The 22489-nt window shown below is 71.8% G+C and carries 25 protein-coding genes; 12 read left to right on the forward strand and 13 right to left on the reverse strand.

Annotated features, from left to right (window positions below; translation table 11 throughout):
* Window positions 1-31 precede the first annotated feature (31 nt).
* The 4 genes from ACIQ1J_RS12830 to ACIQ1J_RS12845 are packed head-to-tail and all read left to right on the forward strand — an operon-like array spanning window position 32 to window position 1678.
* Window positions 32-502: a Dps family protein gene (locus ACIQ1J_RS12830; protein WP_210962759.1), complete on the forward strand. Its 471-nt coding sequence runs from the start codon at window positions 32-34 to the stop codon at window positions 500-502.
* A 7-nt stretch (window positions 503-509) separates the two neighbouring features.
* A complete protein-coding gene (locus ACIQ1J_RS12835; RefSeq protein ID WP_403556684.1) occupies window positions 510-773 on the forward strand; it encodes a hypothetical protein in 264 nt (87 codons plus the stop codon).
* A 39-nt stretch (window positions 774-812) separates the two neighbouring features.
* The gene (locus tag ACIQ1J_RS12840) at window positions 813-1193 is read left to right on the forward strand and encodes an ArsR/SmtB family transcription factor (protein WP_403556686.1); all 381 of its coding nucleotides are present in this window, start codon (window positions 813-815) and stop codon (window positions 1191-1193) included.
* Window positions 1193-1678 carry an SRPBCC domain-containing protein gene (locus ACIQ1J_RS12845; RefSeq protein ID WP_403556688.1) on the forward strand — a complete coding sequence of 162 codons (486 nt, stop codon included), beginning with the start codon at window positions 1193-1195 and terminating at the stop codon, window positions 1676-1678. The genes ACIQ1J_RS12840 and ACIQ1J_RS12845 overlap by 1 nt, the downstream gene beginning before the upstream one ends.
* Before the next feature lie 66 nt (window positions 1679-1744).
* Here the strand turns inward: ACIQ1J_RS12845 and ACIQ1J_RS12850 are convergent, their stop codons facing one another.
* Together ACIQ1J_RS12850 and ACIQ1J_RS12855 are read right to left on the reverse strand one after the other, a co-directional pair.
* The gene (locus ACIQ1J_RS12850) at window positions 1745-2584 is read right to left on the reverse strand and encodes an Fpg/Nei family DNA glycosylase (protein ID WP_403556690.1); all 840 of its coding nucleotides are present in this window, start codon (window positions 2582-2584) and stop codon (window positions 1745-1747) included.
* Window positions 2585-2602: 18 nt separating this feature from the next.
* Window positions 2603-7576 (reverse strand): ATP-dependent helicase, encoded by a 4974-nt coding sequence (locus tag ACIQ1J_RS12855; protein ID WP_403556692.1) that lies wholly within the window; start codon window positions 7574-7576, stop codon window positions 2603-2605.
* Between the two features lie 96 nt (window positions 7577-7672).
* Between ACIQ1J_RS12855 and ACIQ1J_RS12860 the strand changes: the two genes are divergently transcribed.
* From ACIQ1J_RS12860 to ACIQ1J_RS12870, 3 genes are read left to right on the forward strand one after another with little or no spacing between them, the layout of a single operon-like run.
* Complete coding sequence (locus ACIQ1J_RS12860) at window positions 7673-8539, forward strand: AraC family transcriptional regulator (RefSeq protein WP_403556694.1); 867 nt, start codon at window positions 7673-7675, stop codon at window positions 8537-8539.
* Window positions 8536-9282: an AzlC family ABC transporter permease gene (locus ACIQ1J_RS12865; protein WP_403556696.1), complete on the forward strand. Its 747-nt coding sequence runs from the start codon at window positions 8536-8538 to the stop codon at window positions 9280-9282. The genes ACIQ1J_RS12860 and ACIQ1J_RS12865 overlap by 4 nt, the downstream gene beginning before the upstream one ends.
* The gene (locus ACIQ1J_RS12870; RefSeq protein ID WP_403556698.1) at window positions 9279-9587 is read left to right on the forward strand and encodes an AzlD domain-containing protein; all 309 of its coding nucleotides are present in this window, start codon (window positions 9279-9281) and stop codon (window positions 9585-9587) included. The genes ACIQ1J_RS12865 and ACIQ1J_RS12870 overlap by 4 nt, the downstream gene beginning before the upstream one ends.
* A 15-nt stretch (window positions 9588-9602) precedes the next feature.
* Here ACIQ1J_RS12870 and ACIQ1J_RS12875 read toward each other — a convergent pair whose 3' ends face one another.
* Complete coding sequence (locus ACIQ1J_RS12875) at window positions 9603-10556, reverse strand: hypothetical protein (RefSeq protein WP_403556700.1); 954 nt, start codon at window positions 10554-10556, stop codon at window positions 9603-9605.
* Between the two features lie 79 nt (window positions 10557-10635).
* Between ACIQ1J_RS12875 and ACIQ1J_RS12880 the strand changes: the two genes are divergently transcribed.
* Window positions 10636-10830, forward strand: a complete 195-nt coding sequence (locus ACIQ1J_RS12880) for a DUF3046 domain-containing protein (RefSeq protein WP_210962767.1) — start codon at window positions 10636-10638, stop codon at window positions 10828-10830.
* Between the two features lie 60 nt (window positions 10831-10890).
* Window positions 10891-12162, forward strand: coding sequence for an AI-2E family transporter (locus tag ACIQ1J_RS12885; protein WP_403556702.1), 1272 nt, complete (start codon window positions 10891-10893; stop codon window positions 12160-12162).
* A 49-nt stretch (window positions 12163-12211) separates the two neighbouring features.
* Here the strand turns inward: ACIQ1J_RS12885 and ACIQ1J_RS12890 are convergent, their stop codons facing one another.
* Entirely contained in the window at window positions 12212-12376 is a 165-nt protein-coding gene (locus tag ACIQ1J_RS12890; protein ID WP_403556704.1) for a hypothetical protein, read from the reverse strand.
* Window positions 12377-12557: 181 nt separating this feature from the next.
* Entirely contained in the window at window positions 12558-12758 is a 201-nt protein-coding gene (locus tag ACIQ1J_RS12895; RefSeq protein ID WP_403556706.1) for a DUF2191 domain-containing protein, read from the reverse strand.
* Between the two features lie 279 nt (window positions 12759-13037).
* Between ACIQ1J_RS12895 and recA the strand changes: the two genes are divergently transcribed.
* Both recA and recX read left to right on the forward strand, forming a co-directional pair.
* Window positions 13038-14165 carry a recombinase RecA gene (gene recA / locus ACIQ1J_RS12900; protein WP_210962769.1) on the forward strand — a complete coding sequence of 376 codons (1128 nt, stop codon included), beginning with the start codon at window positions 13038-13040 and terminating at the stop codon, window positions 14163-14165.
* A gap of 2 nt (window positions 14166-14167) precedes the next feature.
* Window positions 14168-15052: a recombination regulator RecX gene (gene recX / locus ACIQ1J_RS12905; protein ID WP_403556708.1), complete on the forward strand. Its 885-nt coding sequence runs from the start codon at window positions 14168-14170 to the stop codon at window positions 15050-15052.
* Between the two features lie 113 nt (window positions 15053-15165).
* Here recX and ACIQ1J_RS12910 read toward each other — a convergent pair whose 3' ends face one another.
* The 8 genes from ACIQ1J_RS12910 to ACIQ1J_RS12945 all read right to left on the reverse strand — a co-directional run bounded on the left by ACIQ1J_RS12910 (window position 15166) and on the right by ACIQ1J_RS12945 (window position 21507).
* Window positions 15166-15558, reverse strand: a complete 393-nt coding sequence (locus ACIQ1J_RS12910; protein WP_403556710.1) for a rhodanese-like domain-containing protein — start codon at window positions 15556-15558, stop codon at window positions 15166-15168.
* Window positions 15555-16082 (reverse strand): cysteine dioxygenase, encoded by a 528-nt coding sequence (locus ACIQ1J_RS12915; protein WP_403556712.1) that lies wholly within the window; start codon window positions 16080-16082, stop codon window positions 15555-15557. Before ACIQ1J_RS12915 ends, ACIQ1J_RS12910 begins: the two co-directional genes overlap by 4 nt.
* 77 nt (window positions 16083-16159) lie before the next feature.
* Window positions 16160-16246: a putative leader peptide gene (locus tag ACIQ1J_RS12920; protein ID WP_313960178.1), complete on the reverse strand. Its 87-nt coding sequence runs from the start codon at window positions 16244-16246 to the stop codon at window positions 16160-16162.
* 111 nt (window positions 16247-16357) lie between these two features.
* A complete protein-coding gene (locus tag ACIQ1J_RS12925) occupies window positions 16358-17986 on the reverse strand; it encodes an FAD-dependent monooxygenase (protein ID WP_403556714.1) in 1629 nt (542 codons plus the stop codon).
* A gap of 185 nt (window positions 17987-18171) precedes the next feature.
* Window positions 18172-19056 (reverse strand): amino acid ABC transporter permease, encoded by an 885-nt coding sequence (locus ACIQ1J_RS12930; protein ID WP_403556716.1) that lies wholly within the window; start codon window positions 19054-19056, stop codon window positions 18172-18174.
* On the reverse strand, window positions 19053-19718 hold the full coding sequence (locus ACIQ1J_RS12935; protein ID WP_121749597.1) for an amino acid ABC transporter permease: 666 nt from the start codon (window positions 19716-19718) through the stop codon (window positions 19053-19055). Before ACIQ1J_RS12935 ends, ACIQ1J_RS12930 begins: the two co-directional genes overlap by 4 nt.
* A gap of 84 nt (window positions 19719-19802) precedes the next feature.
* Entirely contained in the window at window positions 19803-20639 is an 837-nt protein-coding gene (locus tag ACIQ1J_RS12940) for a glutamate ABC transporter substrate-binding protein (RefSeq protein WP_403556718.1), read from the reverse strand.
* Between the two features lie 91 nt (window positions 20640-20730).
* Window positions 20731-21507: an amino acid ABC transporter ATP-binding protein gene (locus tag ACIQ1J_RS12945; protein WP_121749599.1), complete on the reverse strand. Its 777-nt coding sequence runs from the start codon at window positions 21505-21507 to the stop codon at window positions 20731-20733.
* 288 nt (window positions 21508-21795) lie between these two features.
* Between ACIQ1J_RS12945 and ACIQ1J_RS12950 the strand changes: the two genes are divergently transcribed.
* Complete coding sequence (locus ACIQ1J_RS12950; RefSeq protein ID WP_403556721.1) at window positions 21796-22482, forward strand: response regulator transcription factor; 687 nt, start codon at window positions 21796-21798, stop codon at window positions 22480-22482.
* Window positions 22483-22489: the final 7 nt, after the last annotated feature.

Raw genomic sequence — 22489 nt, forward strand, 5'->3', positions numbered from 1 at the left:
ATGGCCGGGGGGCCGACCGACGGAGGCGTGGATGTACGTCGTGAAGAGCCCGTTGTCCGACGCGAACCTGAAGACCGTGTCCGAGGCGCTGCAGGGTGCCCTCGTCGACCTGGTGGACCTGGCGCTGGTGGCCAAGCAGATCCACTGGAACGTGGTCGGTCCACGCTTCCGTTCCGTGCACCTTCAGCTCGACGAACTCGTCGGTACCGCGCGTACGCACTCCGACACCGTGGCGGAGCGTGCCTCGGCGCTCGGGGTCTCCCCGGACGGGCGTGCCGCGACGGTGGCCGTCGGTAGCGGCATCGATGCGACCCCGGAAGGGTGGGTCGACGACACCACCGCGGTACAGACGATCGTGGACGCCCTGGGCGCGGTGATCGGGCGGATGCGGGAGCGGATCGGGGCGACCGGCGATCCGGATCCGGTGAGCCAGGACATCTTCATCCAGATCACGGCCGACCTGGAGAAACAGCACTGGATGTTCCAGGCCGAAAACGGATGACGCGGTTATGACGTCCGCGCGGGCTGCTCGCCGGGCGGCCGCGCTGGGGCTCGGTGCGCTGTGGTGGTGGGCCGTGCTGCGTCTGGCGCTGGAGCCCGGCGCGGGGGTGATCGAAGGGGCGGTCGCGGTCGGCGGCTGGGGGCTGAGCGTGCTGCCGGTGCACTGTGTGCCCGCGCGCCAAGCCGCGGGGGCCCTGGGCGCGGGGCGGTGGGGGCGGGTTCTGCGGCGCGGGGCCGGAGGTGCTTCGGCCTCCTCGCGGTCCCGGTTGTAGCGCTTTACGACGGGACGTGACCGACTAACATACAACCAAATGGTTGTAGATGGGGTTCTCGAAGCAGCCGAAGAGCGCGTGGACCGCTTGTTCCACGCACTGTCCGATACGACGCGCCGCGACATCCTGCGTCGCTGCGTACGGGACGACCTGTCGGTGTCGCGACTGGCCGAGGCCTATCCGATGAGTTTCGCCGCGGTGCAGAAGCACGTCGCGGTACTGGAGCGGGCCGGTCTGGTGGTCAAGCAGCGCCGCGGACGGGAGCAGATCGTGCGCACAGACCCCGACGCCGTGAGCCGGGCCCGGCAGGCACTGGACGAACTGGAGACGGCCTGGCGCGGCCGGGTGGAGCGGATGTCCCATCTGCTCGGCCAGGACGCGGAACCCGATGCACACGACCGGACGGAAGGACGGATCTGATGAGTGTCACCAGCTTGGACAAGGATCTCGACAACCTGACCTTCACCCTCATCGCCGACTTCGCCGCTCCCGTCGAGCGGGTGTGGCAGTTGTGGGCCGACCCGCGGCAGCTGGAGCGCTGGTGGGGCCCGCCGACCTACCCGGCGACGGTCGAGGAGCACGACCTGACCCCCGGTGGGGACGTCGCGTACTTCATGACCGGGCCCGAGGGAGACAAGCACCGCGGGTGGTGGCGGATCGCCTCGGTCGACGCGCCGGCCACACTGGAGTTCACCGACGGATTCGCCGACGCGGACGGGACGCCGAGCGCCGACATGCCGACGACCACGACCCGGGTCACGCTCACCGAGCGCGACGGCGGCACCCGCATGGAGATGCGCTCGGCCTTCGACACCCGGGAACAGATGGACCAGCTCGCGGAGATGGGCATGGAGGACGGACTGCGTGAGGCGGTCGGCCAGATGGACGGCCTGCTCGCCGGCTGAGCTCTCCGGTTGAGCGCGTTGCTCCGCGGGTCGGCTCAGCATGTGGGCTCAGCTCGCCTGCTTGAGTCACCCCGGCCCGCGCCGCGGCCCGGTACCGGTACGGGCGGCCGGGCGCGGCGCGGGACCGGGCTGGCAGGTCGGGCACCAGTACGTGGGACGCTCCCGGGAGCCGTCGCCCTGGTTCGCCACCCGGACCGGCGTGCCGCAGCGCAGGCAGGGGCGGGGTGCACGGCCGTACACGAACAGGTCCTGGCCGCGCAGACCCGTCGTACGGCGGACCGGGCGGTCCCGGTTGGCCTCCAGGAGTTTCTTCGCGAGCGCGGGCAGCTTCACGGCGTGTGCGGCGGGCAGGTCCCCGACGGGGAGCCAGGGAGTGACGCCGAGCAGGAAGCAGAGCTCGCACTTGTAGACGTTGCCGACACCAGCGAGATTGCGCTGGTCGAGCAGGGCCTCACCGAGCGGACGGGCAGGATCCGCACGCAGGTTGGCCAGGGCCTGCTCGGGGTCCCAGTCCGGGCCCAGCAGGTCCGGGCCCAGATGACCGACGGCGCGCTCCTCGTCGGCGGTGCGGAGGATTTCCAGCACCGGGAGGCGATAGCCGACGGCCGTGCGGTCGGCCGTGCCGAGGATGACGCGGATCTGGTGCGCCGGGCCGCCGCTCCAGCGCTGACCGGACGCGAACACCTTCCAGGAGCCGTCCATCCGCAGGTGGGAGTGCACCGTCAGGCCGCCCTCGACGCGCGTGAGCAGGTGCTTGCCGCGCGGCGTGACGTCCAGGACCGTACGGCCGGTGAGATCGGCCGTGGCGTATCGCGGTACGCGGAAGTCGCTGCGGGTCAGCACCTTGCCCGCGAGGGCGTCGTGCAGCCGCCGTGCCGCCTGCCAGACCGTGTCTCCTTCGGGCATGGGTCAAGGGTGACAGGCTCAGGCTCTGATGCGCAGGCCGCGCGGAGTGGCGATGAACCCCGCTTCCTCCAGGAGCGGGCCGAAGGGGGACGTGAGGGCCGCCGCGCCGTTGACCCGCTCCACCGTGACCGTGCCGAGGGAACCGGCGAGGGCGGCCGAGGCGAGCGCCTCCGCGGCCGCCCGCAGACGGGGGTCGTCCGTGGGCAGACCGTCCGGGGCGGAGGGCCAGAGCAGGAGCGTCTTGCCGCCGCGCTCCATGTAGAGCGCCGGTTCACCTTCGACGAGTACCACCAGGGAGCCCGCCTTGCGGCCCGGCTTGTGCGTGGCACCGGCCGGGGGCTCGGGCCAGCCGAGGGCCGCGCCGTAGGCGTTGGCCGGGTCGGCGGCGGCCAGGACGACGGCCCGTGCGCCGGCGGAGGGGCGGCCGTGACGGCCCGCGAACCCGGTGTCGTACGAACCGCGCGGGCCACCGAAACCGCCGTGCGCGCCGCCTCCGCGCGGGCCGCCCGCGCCCGGTTCGGCGTAGTCGCGGGGGGAGACGTGGTCACCCCGGGAGGGCGGCAGCTGCGGAGAGGCCGCGAAGACGTCGCCGGAGTGGTCCGGGGCATCGGCGTGCCCGCGGTCGCCGGGCGGGAAGTCGTCGAAGGGGGAGCCGCCGAAGGCCGGGTCACCCGGACTGTCGGAGCCGGCGGGTGAAACGTGGGCGTCGAAGCCGCCGGTGAAGTCCGGCCGCCCGGGCGGACCCTCGCCGCGCTCCCGGGCGTTCGAGACCGCGCGCAACCGGTCCACGGCGCCCTCCATGGCGAACTGTGCCGCGCCCAGCCCCTCCACGACATAGCCGCGCCGGGCCTGCCCGCTCTCCTCGAACGCGGCAAGAATGCGGTACACGGCGGAGAAGCCGCCTTCGACGCCCTCGGCGGCGACGGCGCCGCGGGTCACCACGCCGTGCCGGTCCAGGAGCGTGCGGGCCAGGGCGTGGGCGCGCACCGTGGCATCGGCCTCACGGACCGGAAGCAGGGACCAGCGGCCCGCGACGGTCGGCGGGCCGGTGCGGGAGGCGGGGCGGGCGGCGGCCGTCAGCGAGCCGTAGCGCCCGCGTGGCACCGCGCGCTTGGCGCGGTGGGCCGTGGAGCCCGCGGTGCGGCCGGAGCCCAGCAGCGAGCGCAGGGGCGCGAGTGTGTCGTTCGTCAGGCGTCCGGACCAGGCCAGGTCCCACAGGGCGTCGGCCAGCTGCGGATCGGTGGCGTCCGGGTGGGTGGTGGCGCGGACCTGATCGGCGATCTGCCGGAAGAACAGGCCGTACCCGCCCGAGAGGGTGCTCAGGACGGACTCGTGGAGGGCGGTCGTCTCCAGGGGATGCGGGGGCGGCAGGAGCAGGGGGGCCGCGTCCGCCAGGTAGAGGGAGACCCAGCCGTCCTTCCCCGGGAGTGAACCCGCTCCCGCCCACACCACCTCACCGGCGGCCGTGAGCTCGTCCAGCATGGCCGGGTTGTAGTTCGCCACTCGGGAGGGCAGGACGAGCTTCTCCAGGGCGGAGGCGGGCACCGAGGCGCCCTGCAACTGCTCGACGGCGCGAACCAGTCCGTCGAGGCCGCGCAGCGCGTGCCCCCTGCCGATGTGCTGCCACTGGGGAAGAAACTGACCGAGCGCGGCCGGCGCCACCGGCTCCAGCTCGTGCCGCAGCGCGGCCAGGGAACGGCGGCGCAGCCTGCGCAGGACGGTCGCGTCGCACCACTCCTGGCCGATGCCGGCCGGATGGAACTCGCCCTGCACGACCCGGCCCGCCGCGGCGAGCCGCTGCAGCGCGCCCTCGGTGACCGCCACACCCAGGCCGAAGCGGGCCGCCGCGGTGACCGACGTGAAGGGGCCGTGGGTGCGGGCGTGGCGGGCGAGGAGGTCGCCGAGCGGGTCCTTCACCGGCTCGGTGAAAGCCTCGGGCACGCCCACGGGCAACGCCGTGCCCAGCGCGTCGCGCAGCCGGCCCGCGTCCTCGATCGCCGCCCAGTGGTCGGCGCCGGCGATGCGCACCCTGATCGCGCGGCGGGCGGCGGCCAGCTCCTGTGCCCACTGCGGCTCGGCGCCCCGCTCGGCCAGCTCGGCGTCCGTGAGCGGACCGAGCAGCCGCAGCCGGTCCGCGACGCCCTCCGGGTCCTTGACGCGGCGGTCCTCGGTGAGCCACTGCAGCTCGCGCTCCAGCTCGGTGAGTACCTCCGCGTCGAGCAGCTCGCGCAGCTCCGCCTGGCCGAGCAGCTCGGCCAGCAGCCGGGAGTCCAGGGAGAGGGCGGCGGCACGGCGCTCGGCGAGCGGCGAGTCGCCCTCGTACAGGAACTGGGCGACGTATCCGAAGAGCAGGGAGCGGGCGAACGGGGACGGCTCCGGGGTGGTGACCTCCACCAGGCGCACCCTGCGGGACTCCAGGTCGCCCATCAGCTCGGTCAGGCCGGGCACGTCGAAGACGTCCTGGAGGCACTCGCGGACCGCCTCCAGCACGATCGGGAACGAGCCGTACTCGCTCGCCACCTCCAGCAGCTGCGCGGCGCGCTGGCGCTGCTGCCACAGCGGGGTGCGCTTGCCGGGGCTGCGCCGCGGGAGCAGCAGCGCACGGGCGGCGCACTCGCGGAAGCGGGACGCGAACAGGGCCGAACCGCCCACCTGGTCGGTGACGACCCGGTCGACCTCGCCCTTGTCGAAGACGACGTCGGCCGCGCCGACGGGCGCCTGCTCGGCGTCGTACTCCAGCCCTGGCTTCGACGCTTCCTGGTCGAGCAGGTCCAGGCTCATCAGGTCGGCGTCCGGCAGGCGCAGCACGATGCCGTCGTCGGCGTGCATGACCTGGGCGTCCATGCCGTACCGCTCGGACAGGCGGGCGCCGAGCGCGAGCGCCCAGGGGGCGTGGACCTGGGCGCCGAAGGGGGAGTGGACGACGACCCGCCAGTCGCCCAGCTCGTCGCGGAAGCGCTCGACGACGATGGTGCGGTCGTCGGGGATGTGGCCGCAGGCCTCGCGCTGCTCGTCGAGATAGGCCAGGACGTTGTCCGCGGCCCAGGCGTCCAGTCCCGCGGTGACCAGGCGGAGCCGGGCGTCCTCCTTGGTGAGGGAGCCGACCTCGCGGAGGAACGCGCCCAGCGCGCGGCCCAGTTCGAGGGGGCGGCCCAGCTGGTCGCCCTTCCAGAAGGGAAGCCGGCCCGGCACGCCCGGAGCAGGGGAGACCAGGACCCTGTCGCGGGTGATGTCCTCGATGCGCCAGGAGCTGGTGCCGAGCGTGAAGACGTCCCCGACACGGGATTCGTAGACCATCTCCTCGTCCAGCTCGCCGACCCGGCCACCGCCCTTCTTCGGGTCGGCCCCGGCGAGGAAGACACCGAAGAGGCCGCGATCGGGGATCGTGCCGCCCGACGTGACGGCGAGGCGCTGCGCGCCGGGTCGGCCGGTGACCGTCCCGGCGACCCGGTCCCACACCACGCGGGGACGCAGTTCGGCGAAGGCGTCGGAAGGATAGCGGCCCGCGAGCATGTCCAGGACGGCCGTGAAGGCCGACTCCGGGAGCGAGGCGAACGGGGCGGCGCGGCGGACGGTGGCGAGCAGGTCGTCGACCTGCCAGGTGTCCAGCGCGGTCATCGCGACGAGCTGCTGGGCCAGGACGTCCAGCGGATTGGCGGGGACCCTGAGCGCCTCGATGGAGCCGCTGCGCATCCGCTCGGTGACCACGGCCGCCTGAACCAGATCGCCGCGGTACTTGGGGAAGACCACGCCCGTGGAGACCGCGCCGACCTGGTGTCCCGCGCGGCCGACGCGCTGGAGACCGGAGGCGACCGAGGGCGGTGACTCCACCTGGACGACCAGGTCGACGGCGCCCATGTCGATGCCCAGCTCGAGACTCGAGGTGGCCACCACGGCGGGCAGGCGGCCCGCCTTGAGGTCCTCTTCGACGAGGGCGCGCTGCTCCTTGGAGACCGAGCCGTGGTGGGCGCGGGCGATCACCGCGGGGGCGCCTTGGGCGGCTCCCGAGCCGCCCATGAGTTCGGCGGGGGAGTGGTGTTCGTCCAGGGGCTCACCGGTCGCCCGTTCGTACGCGATCTCGTTGAGTCTGTTGCACAGTCGCTCGGCCAGGCGCCGGGAGTTGGCGAAGACGATCGTGGAGCGGTGCGACTGGACGAGGTCGGTGATCCGCTCCTCCACGTGCGGCCAGATCGACGGACGCTCCGCGCCGTCGTTGCCGTCCGCGACCGGGGAACCGCCCAGCTCGCCCAGGTCCTCGACCGGGACGACGACGGACAGGTCGAACTCCTTGCCCGAGTCCGGCTGGACGATCTCCACCTTGCCGCGCGGTGCGAGGAACCGGGCGACCTCGTCCACCGGACGGACCGTCGCCGACAGGCCGATGCGACGGGCCGGCTTCGGCAGCAGCTCGTCCAGCCGCTCCAGGGTGAGGGCGAGATGGGCGCCGCGCTTGGTGCCGGCGACCGCGTGCACCTCGTCCAGGATCACCGTCTCGATACCGGTCAGAGCGTCGCGCGTGGCCGACGTCAGCATCAGGAACAGGGACTCCGGGGTGGTGATCAGGATGTCCGGCGGGCGGGTGGACAGGGCACGGCGCTCGGCGGCCGGGGTGTCGCCGGAGCGGATGCCGACCTTGACCTCGGGTTCCGGCAGGCCGAGGCGCACGGATTCCTGGCGGATGCCGGTCAGGGGGCTGCGGAGGTTGCGCTCGACGTCGACGGCCAGGGCCTTGAGCGGGGAGACGTACAGGACTCGGCAGCGCTTCTTGGGGTCGGCGGGCGGGGGTGTCGAGGCCAGCTGGTCCAGGGCGGCGAGGAAGGCGGCCAGCGTCTTGCCGGAGCCGGTCGGGGCGACCACCAGCACGTCCGAGCCCTCCGAGATGGCCTGCCACGCGCCCGCCTGGGCGGCGGTGGGCGCGGAGAAGGCCCCCGTGAACCAACCGCGGGTCGCGGGGGAGAAGCCGTCCAGGGCTCGGTGTGCGGAGCTGACCATGGATCCATCGTGCACCCGAGCACTGACAATCGGCCTGAGCTGGACGGATGCCGGGCGGAACTCCGGCACCGCGAGGCCGTGACGGAGAATGGGGGCATGGCGGCATCGGGCGAGCGGGCACGGCACTGGCGGTACGCGGAATTGCCCGGCGTCGATCTGCTGCGGGCCCAGTACATACGGAAGACCTTCGTACGTCACACCCACGAGCACTTCGTCATCGCCGCCATCGCCGACGGGGTGGAGGTCTTCCACCACGGCGGAAGCGATCAGTACGCCGGAGCGGGAGCACTCGCCCTGGTCAACCCGGACACCCCGCACACCGGGCGGGCCGGGGTGCCGGAAGGATGGCGCTACGGGGCCGTCTATCCGGCGCCCGAACTCGTGGCCGGGATCGCGGCGGAGACGACCACGCTGCGCGGGACGCCCGGGTTCGTCCGGCCGGTGCTCGACGATCCGTACGCCGTCGAGCTGGTGCACCGCGTGCTGCGGGCCGCCGACGAGGGAAACGCGCTCGCCGCCGACACCCTGCTGCGGGTGGCCGTGACCCGGTTGCTGCGGCTGAACGGCGGGCCGCTGCCGCGCCGGGAGGTGCGCACGGCAGGGGCCGGCATCGCGGCACGCGCGCGTGCCGTGCTGGAGGAGCGGATGGCCGACCCGCCGAGTCTGGAAAGGCTCGCCGGGGAGCTCGGGAGCAGTCCGTTCGCGCTGCTGCGCGCCTTCCGGGACGCCTACGGAATGCCGCCCCACACCTGGCTGACGGACGCCCGGGTACGGCGGGCACGGCGGCTGCTGGACGCCGGCACGAGACCGTCCGAGGCCGCCGTCGCCGTGGGGTTCACCGACCAGCCGCACCTGAACCGCCACTTCGCGCGGATCGTGGGCGTGCCGCCCGGCGCCTACCAGCGGGAGCGCAAGAACGTACAAGACGCGCGGCGGCGGCTTCTCCTACCGTCCGAGGCGTGACAGAACAAACAGCCGTTCCCGACGCGGGCGTCGTCGAAGACAAGCCGGACGCCGCCGTCGTACGGGACGCCCTCGGGGTGGGAGTCGCCGTCGGACTGTCCGGGTTCGCCTTCGGGGTGACCTCGGCCGGCAGCGGGCTGACACTCATGCAGACATGCGCGCTCAGCCTCCTGGTGTTCACCGGGGCGTCCCAGTTCGCGCTCGTGGGGGCGCTCGCGGCCGGCGGCAACCCGCTCACCGCCGCGGCGGGGGCCTTCTTCCTGGGCGTGCGCAACGCCTTCTACGGGCTGCGGCTGTCGCAGTTGCTGGCCCTCCCGCGCGCGGTGCGCCCGTTCGCCGCGCAGTGGGTCATCGACGAGACGGCGGCCGTGGCCCTCGCACAACCCACGCGGCGCAGCGTCCGGATCGGGTTCACCGTCACCGGACTCACCCTGTACCTGCTGTGGAACCTCACCACGCTGCTCGGCGCGCTGGGCGCGGAGGCAATCGGGGACACCGACGCCTGGGGGCTCGACGCCGCCGGCCCCGCGGTCTTCCTGGCGCTGCTCGCGCCGATGCTGAGGACCACCACCGAGCGCGCGGTCGCCGCCCTGGCCGTCCTCCTGGGACTCGGCCTGCTGCCCGTGCTGCCCGCCGGTGTGCCCGTCCTGGTGGCCGCGCTGGCGGCACCGGCCGTCCTGTGGGCGCGGGGACGACGCGGAAGCAGCGCTGTTGAGGACTGTGCGCGGGAGGGAGAGCGTTGAGCGTCTGGATCGCGATCGGCGTGACCGCCGTCGGCTGCTACGCCGTCAAGCTCCTCGGGCTGCTGGTGCCCGCGGGCGCCCTGGAGCGGCCCCTCGTCCGGCGGTTCGCCGCCCTGCTGCCCGTCGCCCTCCTCGCCGCGCTCACCGCCCAGCAGACCTTCGCCGACGGGCAGGCGCTCGTGCTGGACGCGCGGGCAGCGGGAGTCGCCGCGGCCGCCGTGGCGCTGGTGCTGCGCGCGCCCTTCCTGCTCGTCGTCGCGGCGGCCGTGGTGGTGACCGCGGGCGTACGGGCCATGGGCAGGTGAGCCGGGTCAGCGGGGTCAGCCGACCGGGCGGCCGTACGCGCGGAGTGTACGCAGGGCCTCGATCGTCACCCCGGGGCGCGCCTCCAAGGCGGGGCCGGGTGCCCACCGGCGTCGGCGCACGGGCCAGCCGCCGTCCTCCTCCTGCTCGGCCGAGAGGGCGCGGAGGGACCGGGCCATCTCGTCCTGCGTGAACCACGCGCGTGCGAGGGAGTGCGGGTGCCTCGCGTAGTCGTGGGGGAAGTGGTGCTCGCCCGGGGCGTAGCCGGGGGGGACCGGGTACGCGTCGAGGTCGTCGAGGTCCAGCACCGCCAGGTGCCGCTCGCGCACCAGGCGGCCCAACCGGTCGGCCGCCGCCTCCGCGCGCGGACGGTCGGGGGCGGCGTCCAGGAAGGCCACGGCGGCCTCGACCTCGTACGGGTGCGAGATCCCCAGCGACTCGACCGCCTGCCAGCAGAAGTCCGTGGCCCGGAACAGCCAGGCGTGCCACACCTCGTTGCGGTGCAGCAGACCGACCACCGGACCGGTGGCGAGGAGCTCGCCGGGCGGGTCGTCCAGCACCGGAATGAAGGGCGCGGTCGGATACCCGCGTTGGCTGGGATGGATCGCCGGCAGGGCACCGTCCGCAGTGGACACGGAGGTCAGATAGCGGCACATCCGTTCCACGCGCTGTCCGCCGCAGCGCCCGACGGCGTCCAGGACGCGCAGGGCGTGCGCGGTGTGCGGCGGCTGGCTCACCGGGCCGCGCAGATCGGGTTCCAGCGCGTGGCCGTACCCGCCGTCCTCGTTGCGGTAGGCGTCCAGCGCGGTCTCCACCGGGCCGGCGTCGCCGCCGCGGAAGTGGTACGCGAACAGGCGCTGCTCCAGTACGCGCGCGGTGAGCCAGACGAAGTGCTCCGCGCGCGCGAGCGGGGAGCACGCCGTACGCGTCGGGGGAGTCGGGGGGAGTGGGGAAGCTCCAATTTCGGCCATGGTCAGACCGTATGACGTGAAGCGTTCCCGGCACGGGGTCCCGGCGCAGGGCCCACCCTCAGGGCGGGATACTGGAGTCATGCGGTTGACGGTCTTCTGGGAGCGGATGACGGATCACTTCGGTCCGGGCTACGCCGACACCTTCGCGCGCGATCACGTGATGGCGGAGCTGGGCGGGCGCACGGTGCACGAGGCGCTGGACGCCGGATGGGACGCCAAGGACGTGTGGCGGGTGGTCTGCACTGTCATGAACGTGCCGCAGGAACAGCGTTGACCGGTCACGAAGATCACCGGATGGCGCTCCGCTGCCGGTGGCGTGGGCGAGACTTGGTCCGTGGCACCCACTGACGAGTCCGGGCAGGCGGCCCGGCACGCATCCCCGACCGGTACGACGCCGCCCACCGGTCCCCCGCCAGGCGGCCCCGCCGGGCCGGGCGCCCGCATGCCGCGCTGGCTCCCGCGCGCCATGGTGCTGGCCCTCGCGCTCATCGCCGTCTTCCAGCTCGGCAGCTGGGCCTTCCACCAGCTCACCGGCCTGCTGATCAACGTCCTCATCGCCTTCTTCCTGGCCCTCGCCATCGAACCCGCGGTGAGCTGGATGGCCGGACGCGGATTGCGCCGCGGGCTGGCCACCTTCCTCGTCTTCATCGCCGTGCTGATCGCCGCCGCGGGGTTCGTCACGCTGCTCGGCTCGATGCTCGCGGGCCAGATCGTCAAGATGGTCGAGGACTTCCCGGACTACCTCGACTCCGTCATCAACTGGGTCAACGGCCACTTCCACACCGAGCTGAGACGGGTGGACATCCAGGAGGGCCTGCTCCGCTCCGACTGGCTGCGCAACTACGTGCAGAACAGCGCCACCGGCGTCCTGGACGTGTCGGCCCAGGTCCTCGGTGGCCTCTTCCAGATGCTGACGGTCCTGCTGTTCTCGTTCTACTTCGCCGCCGACGGCCCCCGGCTGCGGCGCGCGCTCTGCTCCGTCCTGCCGCCCGCCCGGCAGGCCGAGGTCCTGCGCGCGTGGGAGATCGCCGTGGACAAGACCGGCGGTTACCTGTATTCGCGCGGTCTGATGGCGCTGGTCTCCGGCCTAGCGCACTACATCCTGCTGGAGATACTGGAGGTGCCCTACGCTCCCGCGCTCGCCGTGTGGGTGGGTCTGGTGTCGCAGTTCATCCCCACCATCGGCACCTATCTCGCGGGCGCCCTGCCCATGCTGATCGCCTTCACGGTCAACCCCTGGTACGCGCTGTGGGTACTGATCTTCGTGGTGGTCTACCAGCAGTTCGAGAACTACGTGCTGCAGCCCAAGCTGACGTCCAAGACCGTGGACATCCACCCGGCGGTCGCCTTCGGCTCGGTCGTCGCGGGCGCCGCCCTGCTCGGCGCCGTCGGCGCGCTGATCGCCATCCCGGCGATCGCCACGCTGCAGGCGTTCCTCGGGGCGTACGTCAAGCGCTACGACGTCACGGACGATCCGCGCGTCCACGGACGCCGGAACCGCCGGTCGGGCCCCGGGGCGCCCACGCGGCTGCGGAAGCTGTGGGCCCGGCGACCGGAGACGGGACACCCCGGGGCGGAGGGCGCCGGGGGCGGCGGCTCGTCCTGATGAGGCCGCCCAGTATGTGAAAGCGGCCCACGCGCCCGCGCCACCTGGGTCATCCGCCCCACCCGGCCCACCCGCGCCGCTCACCGCAGCCGCGTAGCAGCCTGCCGCCCCGACCACGGCCGGCTGCCGTCCAGGCGATCACGGCGGCGCCCGGGGTCAGTGCGACGGGTGCGGTGAGCAGCACCGCCAGCCCGGAGCGCACCGCCGGCGTCATGCCGGCGGTCCCGGTGGGCCGACAGCGGAACGAGGCGAGCGGTCGGCCGGTACGGTGCCCGGGACCTGGGCAGGTGTGGCCAGGCGGACGATGCCGGCGGCCCTGACGTTCCGCACGGGGCGAGCCTGTCCGTGGCCTGCCCGCCCGCGGGACGGCCGCAGGACGGCGGCGGGTGCGGGGATCAGCCGTGCGGCTCCTGCGGCTTGGCGTCGACCTCGCGCAGGCTCCGGTCCTGGAACTCGGTGCGGGTCTCCGTGCGGCGGCCGCGGGCGATGTGGTCCCGCACCACCGCCTGGATGGCGACCTGTGGCGAGCCGATGCCGGCCAGAACAGTCGCCTCCACCACCAGTTCGGCGTCGAGAGTGATGCCGGCCTTGGCCATGCCGTCCCCCTCCTCCACGTCGCGTCCGCACTCCAGCCGCCCGACCGCCGGCCCGGCAGACGTACGCTCGGAGGTGCCGCGTGGTGCGCTTGACACCAAAATCGAACATCCATTCTTATGGAGGCTCTGGCGAGGCTCGTGACGGGTGATTCGACTGGGTTTGGGTGGAGAAGCGCCCGAGTTATCCACAGGCCGGACCCGCATCGGGGTGGATTGTCAGTGGCAGGCATTAGCGTCTTTGACGTGAAGCGATCGAATCAAGCAAACCGGGTGGAACCCATGGCAGGAACCGACCGCGAGAAGGCCCTGGATGCCGCGCTCGCACAGATTGAACGACAGTTCGGCAAGGGCGCGGTCATGCGCATGGGTGACCGGTCGAAGGAGCCCATCGAGGTCATCCCGACCGGGTCGACCGCGCTCGACGTGGCGCTCGGCGTCGGCGGCCTGCCGCGCGGCCGAGTCATCGAGGTCTACGGCCCCGAGTCCTCGGGCAAGACGACCCTGACCCTGCACGCGGTGGCGAACGCGCAGAAGGCCGGAGGCCAGGTCGCGTTCGTGGACGCGGAGCACGCCCTCGACCCCGAGTACGCGCAGAAGCTCGGCGTCGACATCGACAACCTGATCCTGTCCCAGCCGGACAACGGTGAGCAGGCCCTGGAGATCGTGGACATGCTGGTCCGCTCCGGTGCCCTCGACCTCATCGTCATCGACTCCGTCGCAGCGCTCGTGCCGCGTGCCGAGATCGAGGGCGAGATGGGCGACAGCCATGTCGGTCTGCAGGCCCGCCTGATGAGCCAGGCCCTGCGGAAGATCACCAGTGCGCTCAACCAGTCCAAGACCACCGCGATCTTCATCAACCAGCTCCGCGAGAAGATCGGCGTGATGTTCGGCTCTCCGGAGACCACGACCGGTGGCCGGGCGCTGAAGTTCTACGCCTCGGTGCGGCTCGACATCCGACGCATCGAGACGCTGAAGGACGGCACCGACGCGGTCGGCAACCGCACCCGCGTCAAGGTCGTCAAGAACAAGGTCGCGCCGCCCTTCAAGCAGGCCGAGTTCGACATCCTCTACGGCCAGGGCATCAGCCGCGAGGGCGGCCTGATCGACATGGGCGTGGAGCACGGCTTCGTCCGCAAGGCCGGTGCCTGGTACACGTACGAGGGCGACCAGCTCGGCCAGGGCAAGGAGAACGCGCGCAACTTCCTGAAGGACAACCCCGACCTGGCCAACGAGATCGAGAAGAAGATCAAGGAGAAGCTGGGCGTCGGCGTACGTCCCGAGGAGCCGGCCACCGAGCCGAGCGCGGACGCCGCCGCCTCCGCCGCACCGGCCGACGCCGCACCTGCGGTGCCCGCCCCCGCGACCGCCAAGGCCACCAAGCCCAAGGCCGCGGCAGCCAAGAGCTGACCGTGACACGACGAACCGACTGGGCCGAGTACGCATATCCGGACAACGCCTCGCGGGAGCGCGAGCGGGGGAGACCGGGTGATGACGGCTCCGTCGGCATGGGCGACGGCGCGTACGGGGCGGCCCCGGCCCCGTACGAGACGGGCCTGTCCGACGTCGCGGACGGCACGGCCGACCCCTTCGCGCCGTACGGCGCCGAGGGCTCGTACGACGTCGGCTCTCCCGGTGACGGCGGGGCACGCCACGGTGACGGTGGCGCGCGTGGCAGAGCTCGAAGGGGCCGTGGGACGGGCAGCGGGCGCGGGCGGCGTCGCGAGCGTGCGGAGCCGCCCGCCGAGGACGGAGGCGCACCTTCCTCGTCGAGGGCCGAGAAGGGGGAGCCTCCGCGGGACCCGGTCGAGCAGGCACGGGCGATCTGCCTGCGCCTGCTCACCGGGACCCCGCGCACGCGCAAGCAGCTCGCCGACGCCCTGCGTAAGCGGGAGATCCCCGACGAGGCCGCCGAGGAGGTGCTGTCCAGGTTCGAGGAGGTCGGCCTGATCAACGACAGCGCCTTCGCGGAAGCCTGGGTGGAGTCCCGGCACCACGGCCGCGGGCTGGCCCGGCGAGCCCTCGCCAGGGAGCTGCGGACCAAGGGCGTCGACGCCACACTCATCGACGAGGCGGTCTCGCAGCTGGACTCCGAGCAGGAGGAGGAGACCGCGCGCGAGCTGGTCGCCCGCAAGCTGCGCGCCACTCGCGGCCTCGACCGCGACAAGAGACTGCGCCGCCTCGCGGGCATGCTGGCCCGCAAGGGCTACCCCGAGGGCATGGCGCTGCGGGTGGTCCGCCGAGCGCTGGAGGAGGAGGGCGAGGACTCGGAGTTCCTCGGCGACGAGGGGGTCTGACCCTGGACTACCCCTTCATCGCCAAGGAGCAGATGGTCCTCCCCGCCACCCGCGGCCCTCGACACGGCTGGAGCCGGTGGAGTCGGCGGAGCCGACCGGGTGGGGTGGGCGGGCTACGAGACGGTCACCGGCAGCCCTGCCTCCCGCCACGCCTGGAATCCGCCGATCAGATCGGTGGCCCGGTGCAGGCCCAGGCGGTGCAGGGACTCCGCCGCCAGGCTGGAGGCGTAGCCCTCGTTGCACACCACGACGACGCGCAGGTCATGGCCCGTGGCCTCGGGGAGGCGGTGGCTGCCCTGCGGATCCAGGCGCCACTCCAGTTCGTTGCGCTCGATCACCAGCGCGCCGGGGATCACGCCGTCCCGCTCGCGCAGGGCGGCGTAGCGGATGTCCACCAGCAGCGCCGTACCGGCCCCGGCGGCGTCGCACGCCGCGAGCGGCGCGACACGACGGTAACCGCCGCGCACGCGCTCCAGCAGAGCGTCGATTCCCGTCGGCCCGCTCACTGCCAGTCCTCCGGCCGCTCGACCTGCTCCAGGCGCAGAGTCTGCCCGTTGCGGCTGTAGCGGCGGATCCGCGGCAGGGGCGGGTGGTAGGCGTGCACGGAGACCGCGTGTCGGCCGGGTGACTCGTTGAGCACCTCGTGCACATGGTGCCTGCCGAATGCGCGCCCCTTGCCCGTCGGCAGTCGGCGTTTCCGGTCCACCCCGTCGGTGAGCTCCAGGGTCTTCCAGCCGTCGGTGGGCAGGCGGGCGGCGAGCGCGTTCTCCGTGAGCTCACCCGCGGCGGTCACGAAGGCGCCCACGGATTCGGCGTGGTCGTGCCAGCCGGTGCCCGTGCCGGGCGGCCAGCCGATCAGCCATGCCTCGCTGCCGCCCGGTCCGGCCAACCGGACCCAGGTGCGGCCCTCCGGGTCGAGCGGGAGGGAGGCGATCAGTTCGGCGTCGGCGGCGGTACGGCGTACGAAGTCGAGGAGCTCGGCCTGAGTGGGAGTGGCCGTGGAGGCGTAGACAGGGGAGGAGACAGACACGGGTACCGTCCTGGGAGTTTCGCGAAGGAGCACGCGGCGGCACGCAGATGTGGCGTGTGCAGAGGAGTGAGGCGAATTCAGCAGGACGGGCGACACACGCAGCCCGCATAGCGGACGAGGTCCATGTGGACCCTCCGCCACAGGCGTACACAGGTGTCGGTCACGATCCGGAGTAGACCACGGCGGTGTGGGACGGTCAACTCACAGTCACCATCTGGACAGTGCCCGGCGACGGCCGACGGCGACGAGCCGCCGGCGCGCCCCCGGACGGCCCGTCAGCGGGAACCGGCCGCCGCCTCCGCCCCTGCCTCTTCCGCCGTGGGCTCCGTGGCCGTGGTCGTCGCCCCGCCCACCGCCGTATCCGCCGCCGCGTACAGGTCGGCCGGGCGCACCCCGTTCAGCGCAGTGACGAGGTGACCGTCGGGCCGCACCAGCAGCACCGTGTGGGCGGCGGCGCCCGGGTAGCTCTCGGCGACCAGCAGCTCGGCGTGATGCGGCAGCGCCGTCACCGCCGCGGCCAGCCGGGGCATGATGCCGGCGGTCACCCAGTGCTTGCGGTCCCACACGCCCGTACCCGGTGCGATCAGCACCACCAGCAGCGCCCCGCGCCCGAGCCGGTCGCGCAGCCGTACGAACGTGCCGTCCTCCGCCGTGACCCGCACATCGGTGACGGGTGCCCCGGGCGGTGTGCCGACGGCCACCTCCCCGGCGAGGCCCTCGGGAGCGAGCGGCGAGTCGGCGTACGTGCCCGGCGCGCCGAGAGTCCCGCGCCGCAGGTGGCCGTCCGCGAGCAGCGCGTCGTTGCCGCGGGTCGAGCCGGGGACGTAGGAGCGCAGGCCCCCGCCGCCGCGCAGCAGCGGCAGCACCTGGTCGGCGGCGCGCAGCCGTGCGGCGATCGCCGTGCGCCGCTCCTCCTGGTAGCTGTCGAGCAGTGCCTCACGCGGTCCGTGATGCCAGGCCAGAGCCAGTTTCCAGGCGAGGTTGTCGGCGTCCAGCAGCCCCTCGTCGAGCCCCTGTGTGCCCAGCGCGCCCAACAGGTGGGCGGCGTCCCCGGCGAGGAGTACGCGGCCCACCCGCCAGCGGCGGGCCAGCCGGTGGTGGACCGTGTGGACTCCGGTGTCGAGGAGTTCGTACGACGGGGGTGACCCGCCGGCCCAGCCGGTGAGGGTCTCGCGGACCCGGTTGACCAGCAGTTCGGGCGTGACCAGGTCCTTGCCGGGAGGCAGCAGCCAGTCCAGGCGCCACACGCCGTCCGGCAGGGGGCGGCCGACGATCTCTCCGGCCGACGGACCGGACGTACGCCATGGTGGCATCCGGTGGAGCAACGCCTCGTCGGTCCACGGGAGTTCCGTGCGCAGTGCGGCGACGGCGTATCGTTCCACCGCCGTACGGCCGGGGAAGCGGATGTCCTGGAGCTTGCGGACGGTCGAGCGGGGGCCGTCGCAGCCCACCAGGTAACTGCCGCGCCACCAGGTGCCGGCGGGGCCGCGGGTGTGAGCCGTGACGCCCGATGCCTCCTGCTCGATACCGTCCAGGCGGCTGTCCACCGCGACCTTGACGAGCGACTCGTGGGCGAGTGCCGTGCGCAGGACGTCGGTCAGTTCGTGCTGGGCGATGTGCAGCGGCGCCGGGTCGGTGTCGCCGAAGACGACCTCGCGCGTCACCTGCTTGCGCCGCATCGACCGCCATCCGGCCCAACGGAAACCCAGCCCCGTCAGCGGTGTGCCGGTCAGTCGCTCGACGAGGGTCACGGCGTCCTCGCCCAGGACGACGGTCCGCGCGGGACGCGGTTCGTCCTTGCCCGGCCCTTCGTCGAGAACGACACAGGGCACCTCCTGCCGCGCCAGCGCCAGGGCGAGCGTGAGCCCCACGGGCCCCGCTCCGGTGATGATCACCGGGTCCACGGCGCGACGCCCCCTGCCCGTGACGGTGTCCCGGGGGACGCGGGTGAACAGGACATTGGAGCAGGGTGCACGGTCACAGAACGTATGCAACCTATTGCCGCTGCTTGCGTCAAGTGACGGAGGCAGTGGCGATCATGCCACTGCCTCCGTTGATGGTCATATGAGGTGACCGAGTGTCAGCTGTGTCAGGCGGCGCCGGTTCCGGTCCCGGCGGCCTCGGTGTCGTCCGCCTTGAGTACCGCGCCGGTCGACTTCTTGGCCCGCCGCAGCCGCCGCTCCAGCCAGCTCGCGAAGCTCGTGAGGAGGAAGTTGAGCGCGATGTAGATCACCGCGACAACGGTGAAGCTCGCGATGACGTTGGCACCGTAGTAGCCGCTCATGGTGTTGGCCGACGCGAGCAGTTCGGGGAAGGTGAGGACGGCACCGCCGAGCGCCGTGTCCTTCAGGATGACGACGAGCTGGCTGACGATGGCCGGCAGCATCGTCGTGACCGCCTGGGGCAGCAGGATGGTCCGCATCACCTGGCCCTTGCGCAGGCCGATCGCCATTGCCGCCTCGGACTGGCCCTTGGGCAGGGCCAGAATGCCCGCCCGGACGATCTCGGCGAGGACGGAGGCGTTGTACAGCACCAGACCCGTGACCACCGCGTACAGCGGACGAACGTCCGAGCCGACGTTGGTGTACTCGGCGAACAGGGCGAGGCCGAAGATCATCAGGACCAGCACGGGGATGGACCGGAAGAACTCGACCACGATCGCGGCCGGAACCCGGACCCACACGTGGTCCGACAGACGGGCGATACCGAGGACCGCGCCCAGCGGCAGCGCGATGATCACCGCGAGAGCGGCGGCCTTGAGAGTGTTCTCCAGGCCGGGCCAGATGTAGGTGGACCAGGCCTCGGAACCGGAGAAGAACGGCTTCCAGAGGGCCCATTCCAGCTGGCCCTTGTCCTTGAGAGTGCCGTACACCCACCACAGGAGAGCCGCGACGGCCACCACGAAGACGGCTGTGAAGACGACGTTGCGCCGCTTGGCCCGGGGGCCCTGGGCGTCGTAGAGAACGGAGCTCATCGCTTCACCGCCACCTTCTTGCCCACCCAGCCGAGAATGAGGCCGGTCGGCAGCGTCAGAACCACGAAACCGAAGGCGATGACCGCGGAGATCAGCAGCAGCTGTGCCTCGTTCTCGATCATCTCCTTCATCAGGAGCGCCGCCTCGGCAACGCCGATGGCCGCGGCCACCGTGGTGTTCTTGATGAGCGCGATAAGAACGTTCGCCAGGGGAACGACGGAGGAACGGAATGCCTGGGGCAGAACCACGTGTCGCAGCACCTGGCCGAAGCTGAGGCCGATCGCCCGAGCCGCCTCCGCCTGTCCGACCGGCACCGTGTTGATGCCGGAGCGCAGCGCCTCGCAGACGAAGGACGAGGTGTAGAGGATCAGGCCGAGGACGGCGAGCCGGAAGTTGATCGTCTCGACGTCGTTCGCGCCGAGGGACACTCCCAGTGTCTGGTTCAGGCCCAGCGACGTGAACAGGATGATGACGGTCAGCGGGATGTTGCGCACGGTGTTCACGTACGCGGTCCCGAAACCGCGCATCAACGGCACCGGGCCCACCCGCATGGCCGCCAGCATGGTGCCCCAGATCAGGGAGCCGACGGCCGACAGCACAGCGAGCTGCACTGTCGTCCAGAAGGCTCCCAGCAGGTCGTAATCCTCAAGAAAGTCGAACACGATCTCCCGCGCTTCCGCGTGTAGGGATGCCCACCCCGGTGCGCCGCCCCTTCCGGTGGGCGGCGCACCCTGTCAGGCGCTGCCTCAGCTCTTGATGTCGCCGATCTTGGGCGCCGGCTCGTTCTTGTAGTTGGCCGGGCCGAGGTTGTCCTTGACGGCCTCGTCCCAGGACTTGTCGGCGACCATCTCCTCCAGAGCCTCGTTGATCTTGTCCTTGAGGTCGCTGCCCTTCTTGACGCCGATGCCGTAGTTCTCGTTCGTCAGCTTGAAGCCGCCGAGCTTGAACTTGCCCTTGAACTGCTCCTGGGCGGCGTAACCGGCGAGGATCGAGTCGTCGGTGGTCAGTGCGTCGACGGCGCCGTTCTGCAGGCCGGGCAGGCAGGCGGAGTACGCCGGGTACGGCTGCAGCTGCGCCTTGGGCGCCAGCTTCTCCTTGACGTTCTGCGCCGAGGTCGAGCCGGTGACCGAGCAGAGCTTGGCGTCGTTCAGGTCCTCCGGCGACTTGATCTTGTCGTCGTCGGCGCGCAGCAGCACGTCCTGGTGGGCGAGCAGGTACGGGCCGGCGAAGTCGACCTTCTCCTGGCGCTGCGGGGTGATCGAGTACGTGGCGGCGATGAAGTCGACGTCACCGCGCTGCAGCATGGTCTCGCGGTCGGCGCTCTTCGACTCCTTCCACTCGATCTGGTCCTCGGTGTAACCGAGCTTCTTGGCGACGTACGTGGCGACATCGACGTCGAAGCCCTCGTAGCCGTCGGGGGTCTTCTGGCCGAGGCCCGGCTGGTCGAACTTGATACCGATGGTGATCTTCTTGTCGTCGCCACCCGAGGAGCCGCTGTCTCCGTCGTCGGAGCCGCACGCGGTGGCGGTCAGGGCGAGGGCGAAGACGGTGGCCGAGGCGGCGGTGACCTTGCGGAGCTTCATGGTGAACATCCTTTGACTGTGATCAGACGATCAGATGCGAGAGGCGAGCCGGCTGTAGCGCGGGCGACACGGACGTCGGACCCGCACCGTGTCAGTGGTGCAGGATCTTCGACAGGAAGTCCTTGGCGCGGTCGCTGCGCGGATTGCTGAAGAACTGGTCCGGCGTGGCCTCTTCGACGATGCGGCCGTCCGCCATGAACACCACGCGGTTGGCCGCCGACCGGGCGAAGCCCATCTCGTGCGTGACGACGACCATGGTCATGCCCTCACGGGCGAGCTGCTTCATGACCTCCAGCACCTCGTTGATCATCTCGGGGTCGAGAGCCGACGTCGGCTCGTCGAAGAGCATGACCTTCGGGTCCATGGCCAGCGCCCGCGCGATGGCGACGCGCTGCTGCTGACCGCCGGAGAGCTGCGCGGGGTACTTGTCCGCCTGGGCACTCACGCCGACGCGGTCGAGCAGGGCGCGGGCCTTCTCCTCGGCCTTCTTGGCGTCGACCTTGCGGACCTTGACCTGGCCCAGGGTGACGTTCTCGAGCACGGTCTTGTGCGCGAAGAGATTGAAGGACTGGAAAACCATGCCGACGTCGGCCCGCAGCCTGGCGAGCTCCTTGCCCTCGGCGGGGAGGGGCTTGCCGTCGATCGCGATCGATCCTGAGTCGATGGTCTCCAGGCGGTTGATGGTGCGGCACAGGGTGGACTTACCGGACCCGGAGGGCCCGATGACCACGACAACCTCGCCGCGGGTGATCGTCAGGTCGATGTCCTGGAGCACGTGCAACGCGCCGAAGTGCTTGTTGACACTCTTCAGGACGACCAGTTCGCCGGTCGCGGCCACATCTTCCTTGGCCACCGATACTTCGGTCATCGCTCTCGGGCTCCGTCCTCCTCGGTTTCGGAGGACAGTAGTAACGCCGAACGACCTGCGTCTCTACATCTGAGGGGAATCTGAGCATCACGATCCGGTAGCAATCGGATACGAGTCGTAGCACTTGTGAGCAGGGCGCATATCGGCCGGATAACTTCGAGCGGCCGCAACCGGAAGCCTCTTGACGCCGTCCCCCTCCATCGGCGTCACTGCACAAGGTGCCCGCGCGCGTGCACGTGTCTTTGTACCCCTGCCGAGCGTACGGCCGATGAACCGAAGGGAGCCCGGATGAGACTGCTGCTCGTCGAGGACGACAACCACGTGGCCGCCGCTCTGTCCGCGATCCTGGCACGGCACGGCTTCGACGTCACCCACGCGCGCAGCGGCGAGGAGGCCCTCCAGGCGCTCGTCCCCGAGGTCGACTGCTTCGGCGTCGTCCTGCTCGACCTGGGACTGCCCGACCAGGACGGCTACGAGGTCTGCGGCAAGATCCGCAAGCGCACCAGCACCCCCGTCATCATGGTCACCGCCCGCTCCGACGTCCGCTCCCGCATCCACGGCCTCAACCTCGGCGCCGACGACTACGTGGTCAAGCCGTACGACACCGGGGAGCTGCTCGCCCGGATCCACGCCGTCAGCCGGCGCACCGCCCACGAGGACACCACCGGGAGCACCGAGACCGTGGTGCGCCTCGGAGCGGTGCGTATCGAGCTGCCGACACGCCAGGTCACCGTGGACGGTTCGGTTGTCCAACTCACCCGCAAGGAATTCGACCTCCTCGCCCTGCTCGCACAGCGCCCCGGAGTGGTCTTCCGCCGGGAGCAGATCATCAGCGAGGTCTGGCGCACCAGCTGGGAGGGGACCGGGCGCACGCTGGAGGTGCACGTCGCCTCGCTGCGCGCCAAGCTGCGCATGCCGGCGCTCATCGAGACCGTCCGCGGCGTCGGCTACCGCCTCGTCGCCCCCATCGGATAGCGGGGCC

Source organism: Streptomyces sp. NPDC097107, from assembly GCF_044762405.1.
In the GTDB taxonomy this organism is placed as follows: Bacteria; Actinomycetota; Actinomycetes; order Streptomycetales; family Streptomycetaceae; genus Streptomyces; species Streptomyces thinghirensis.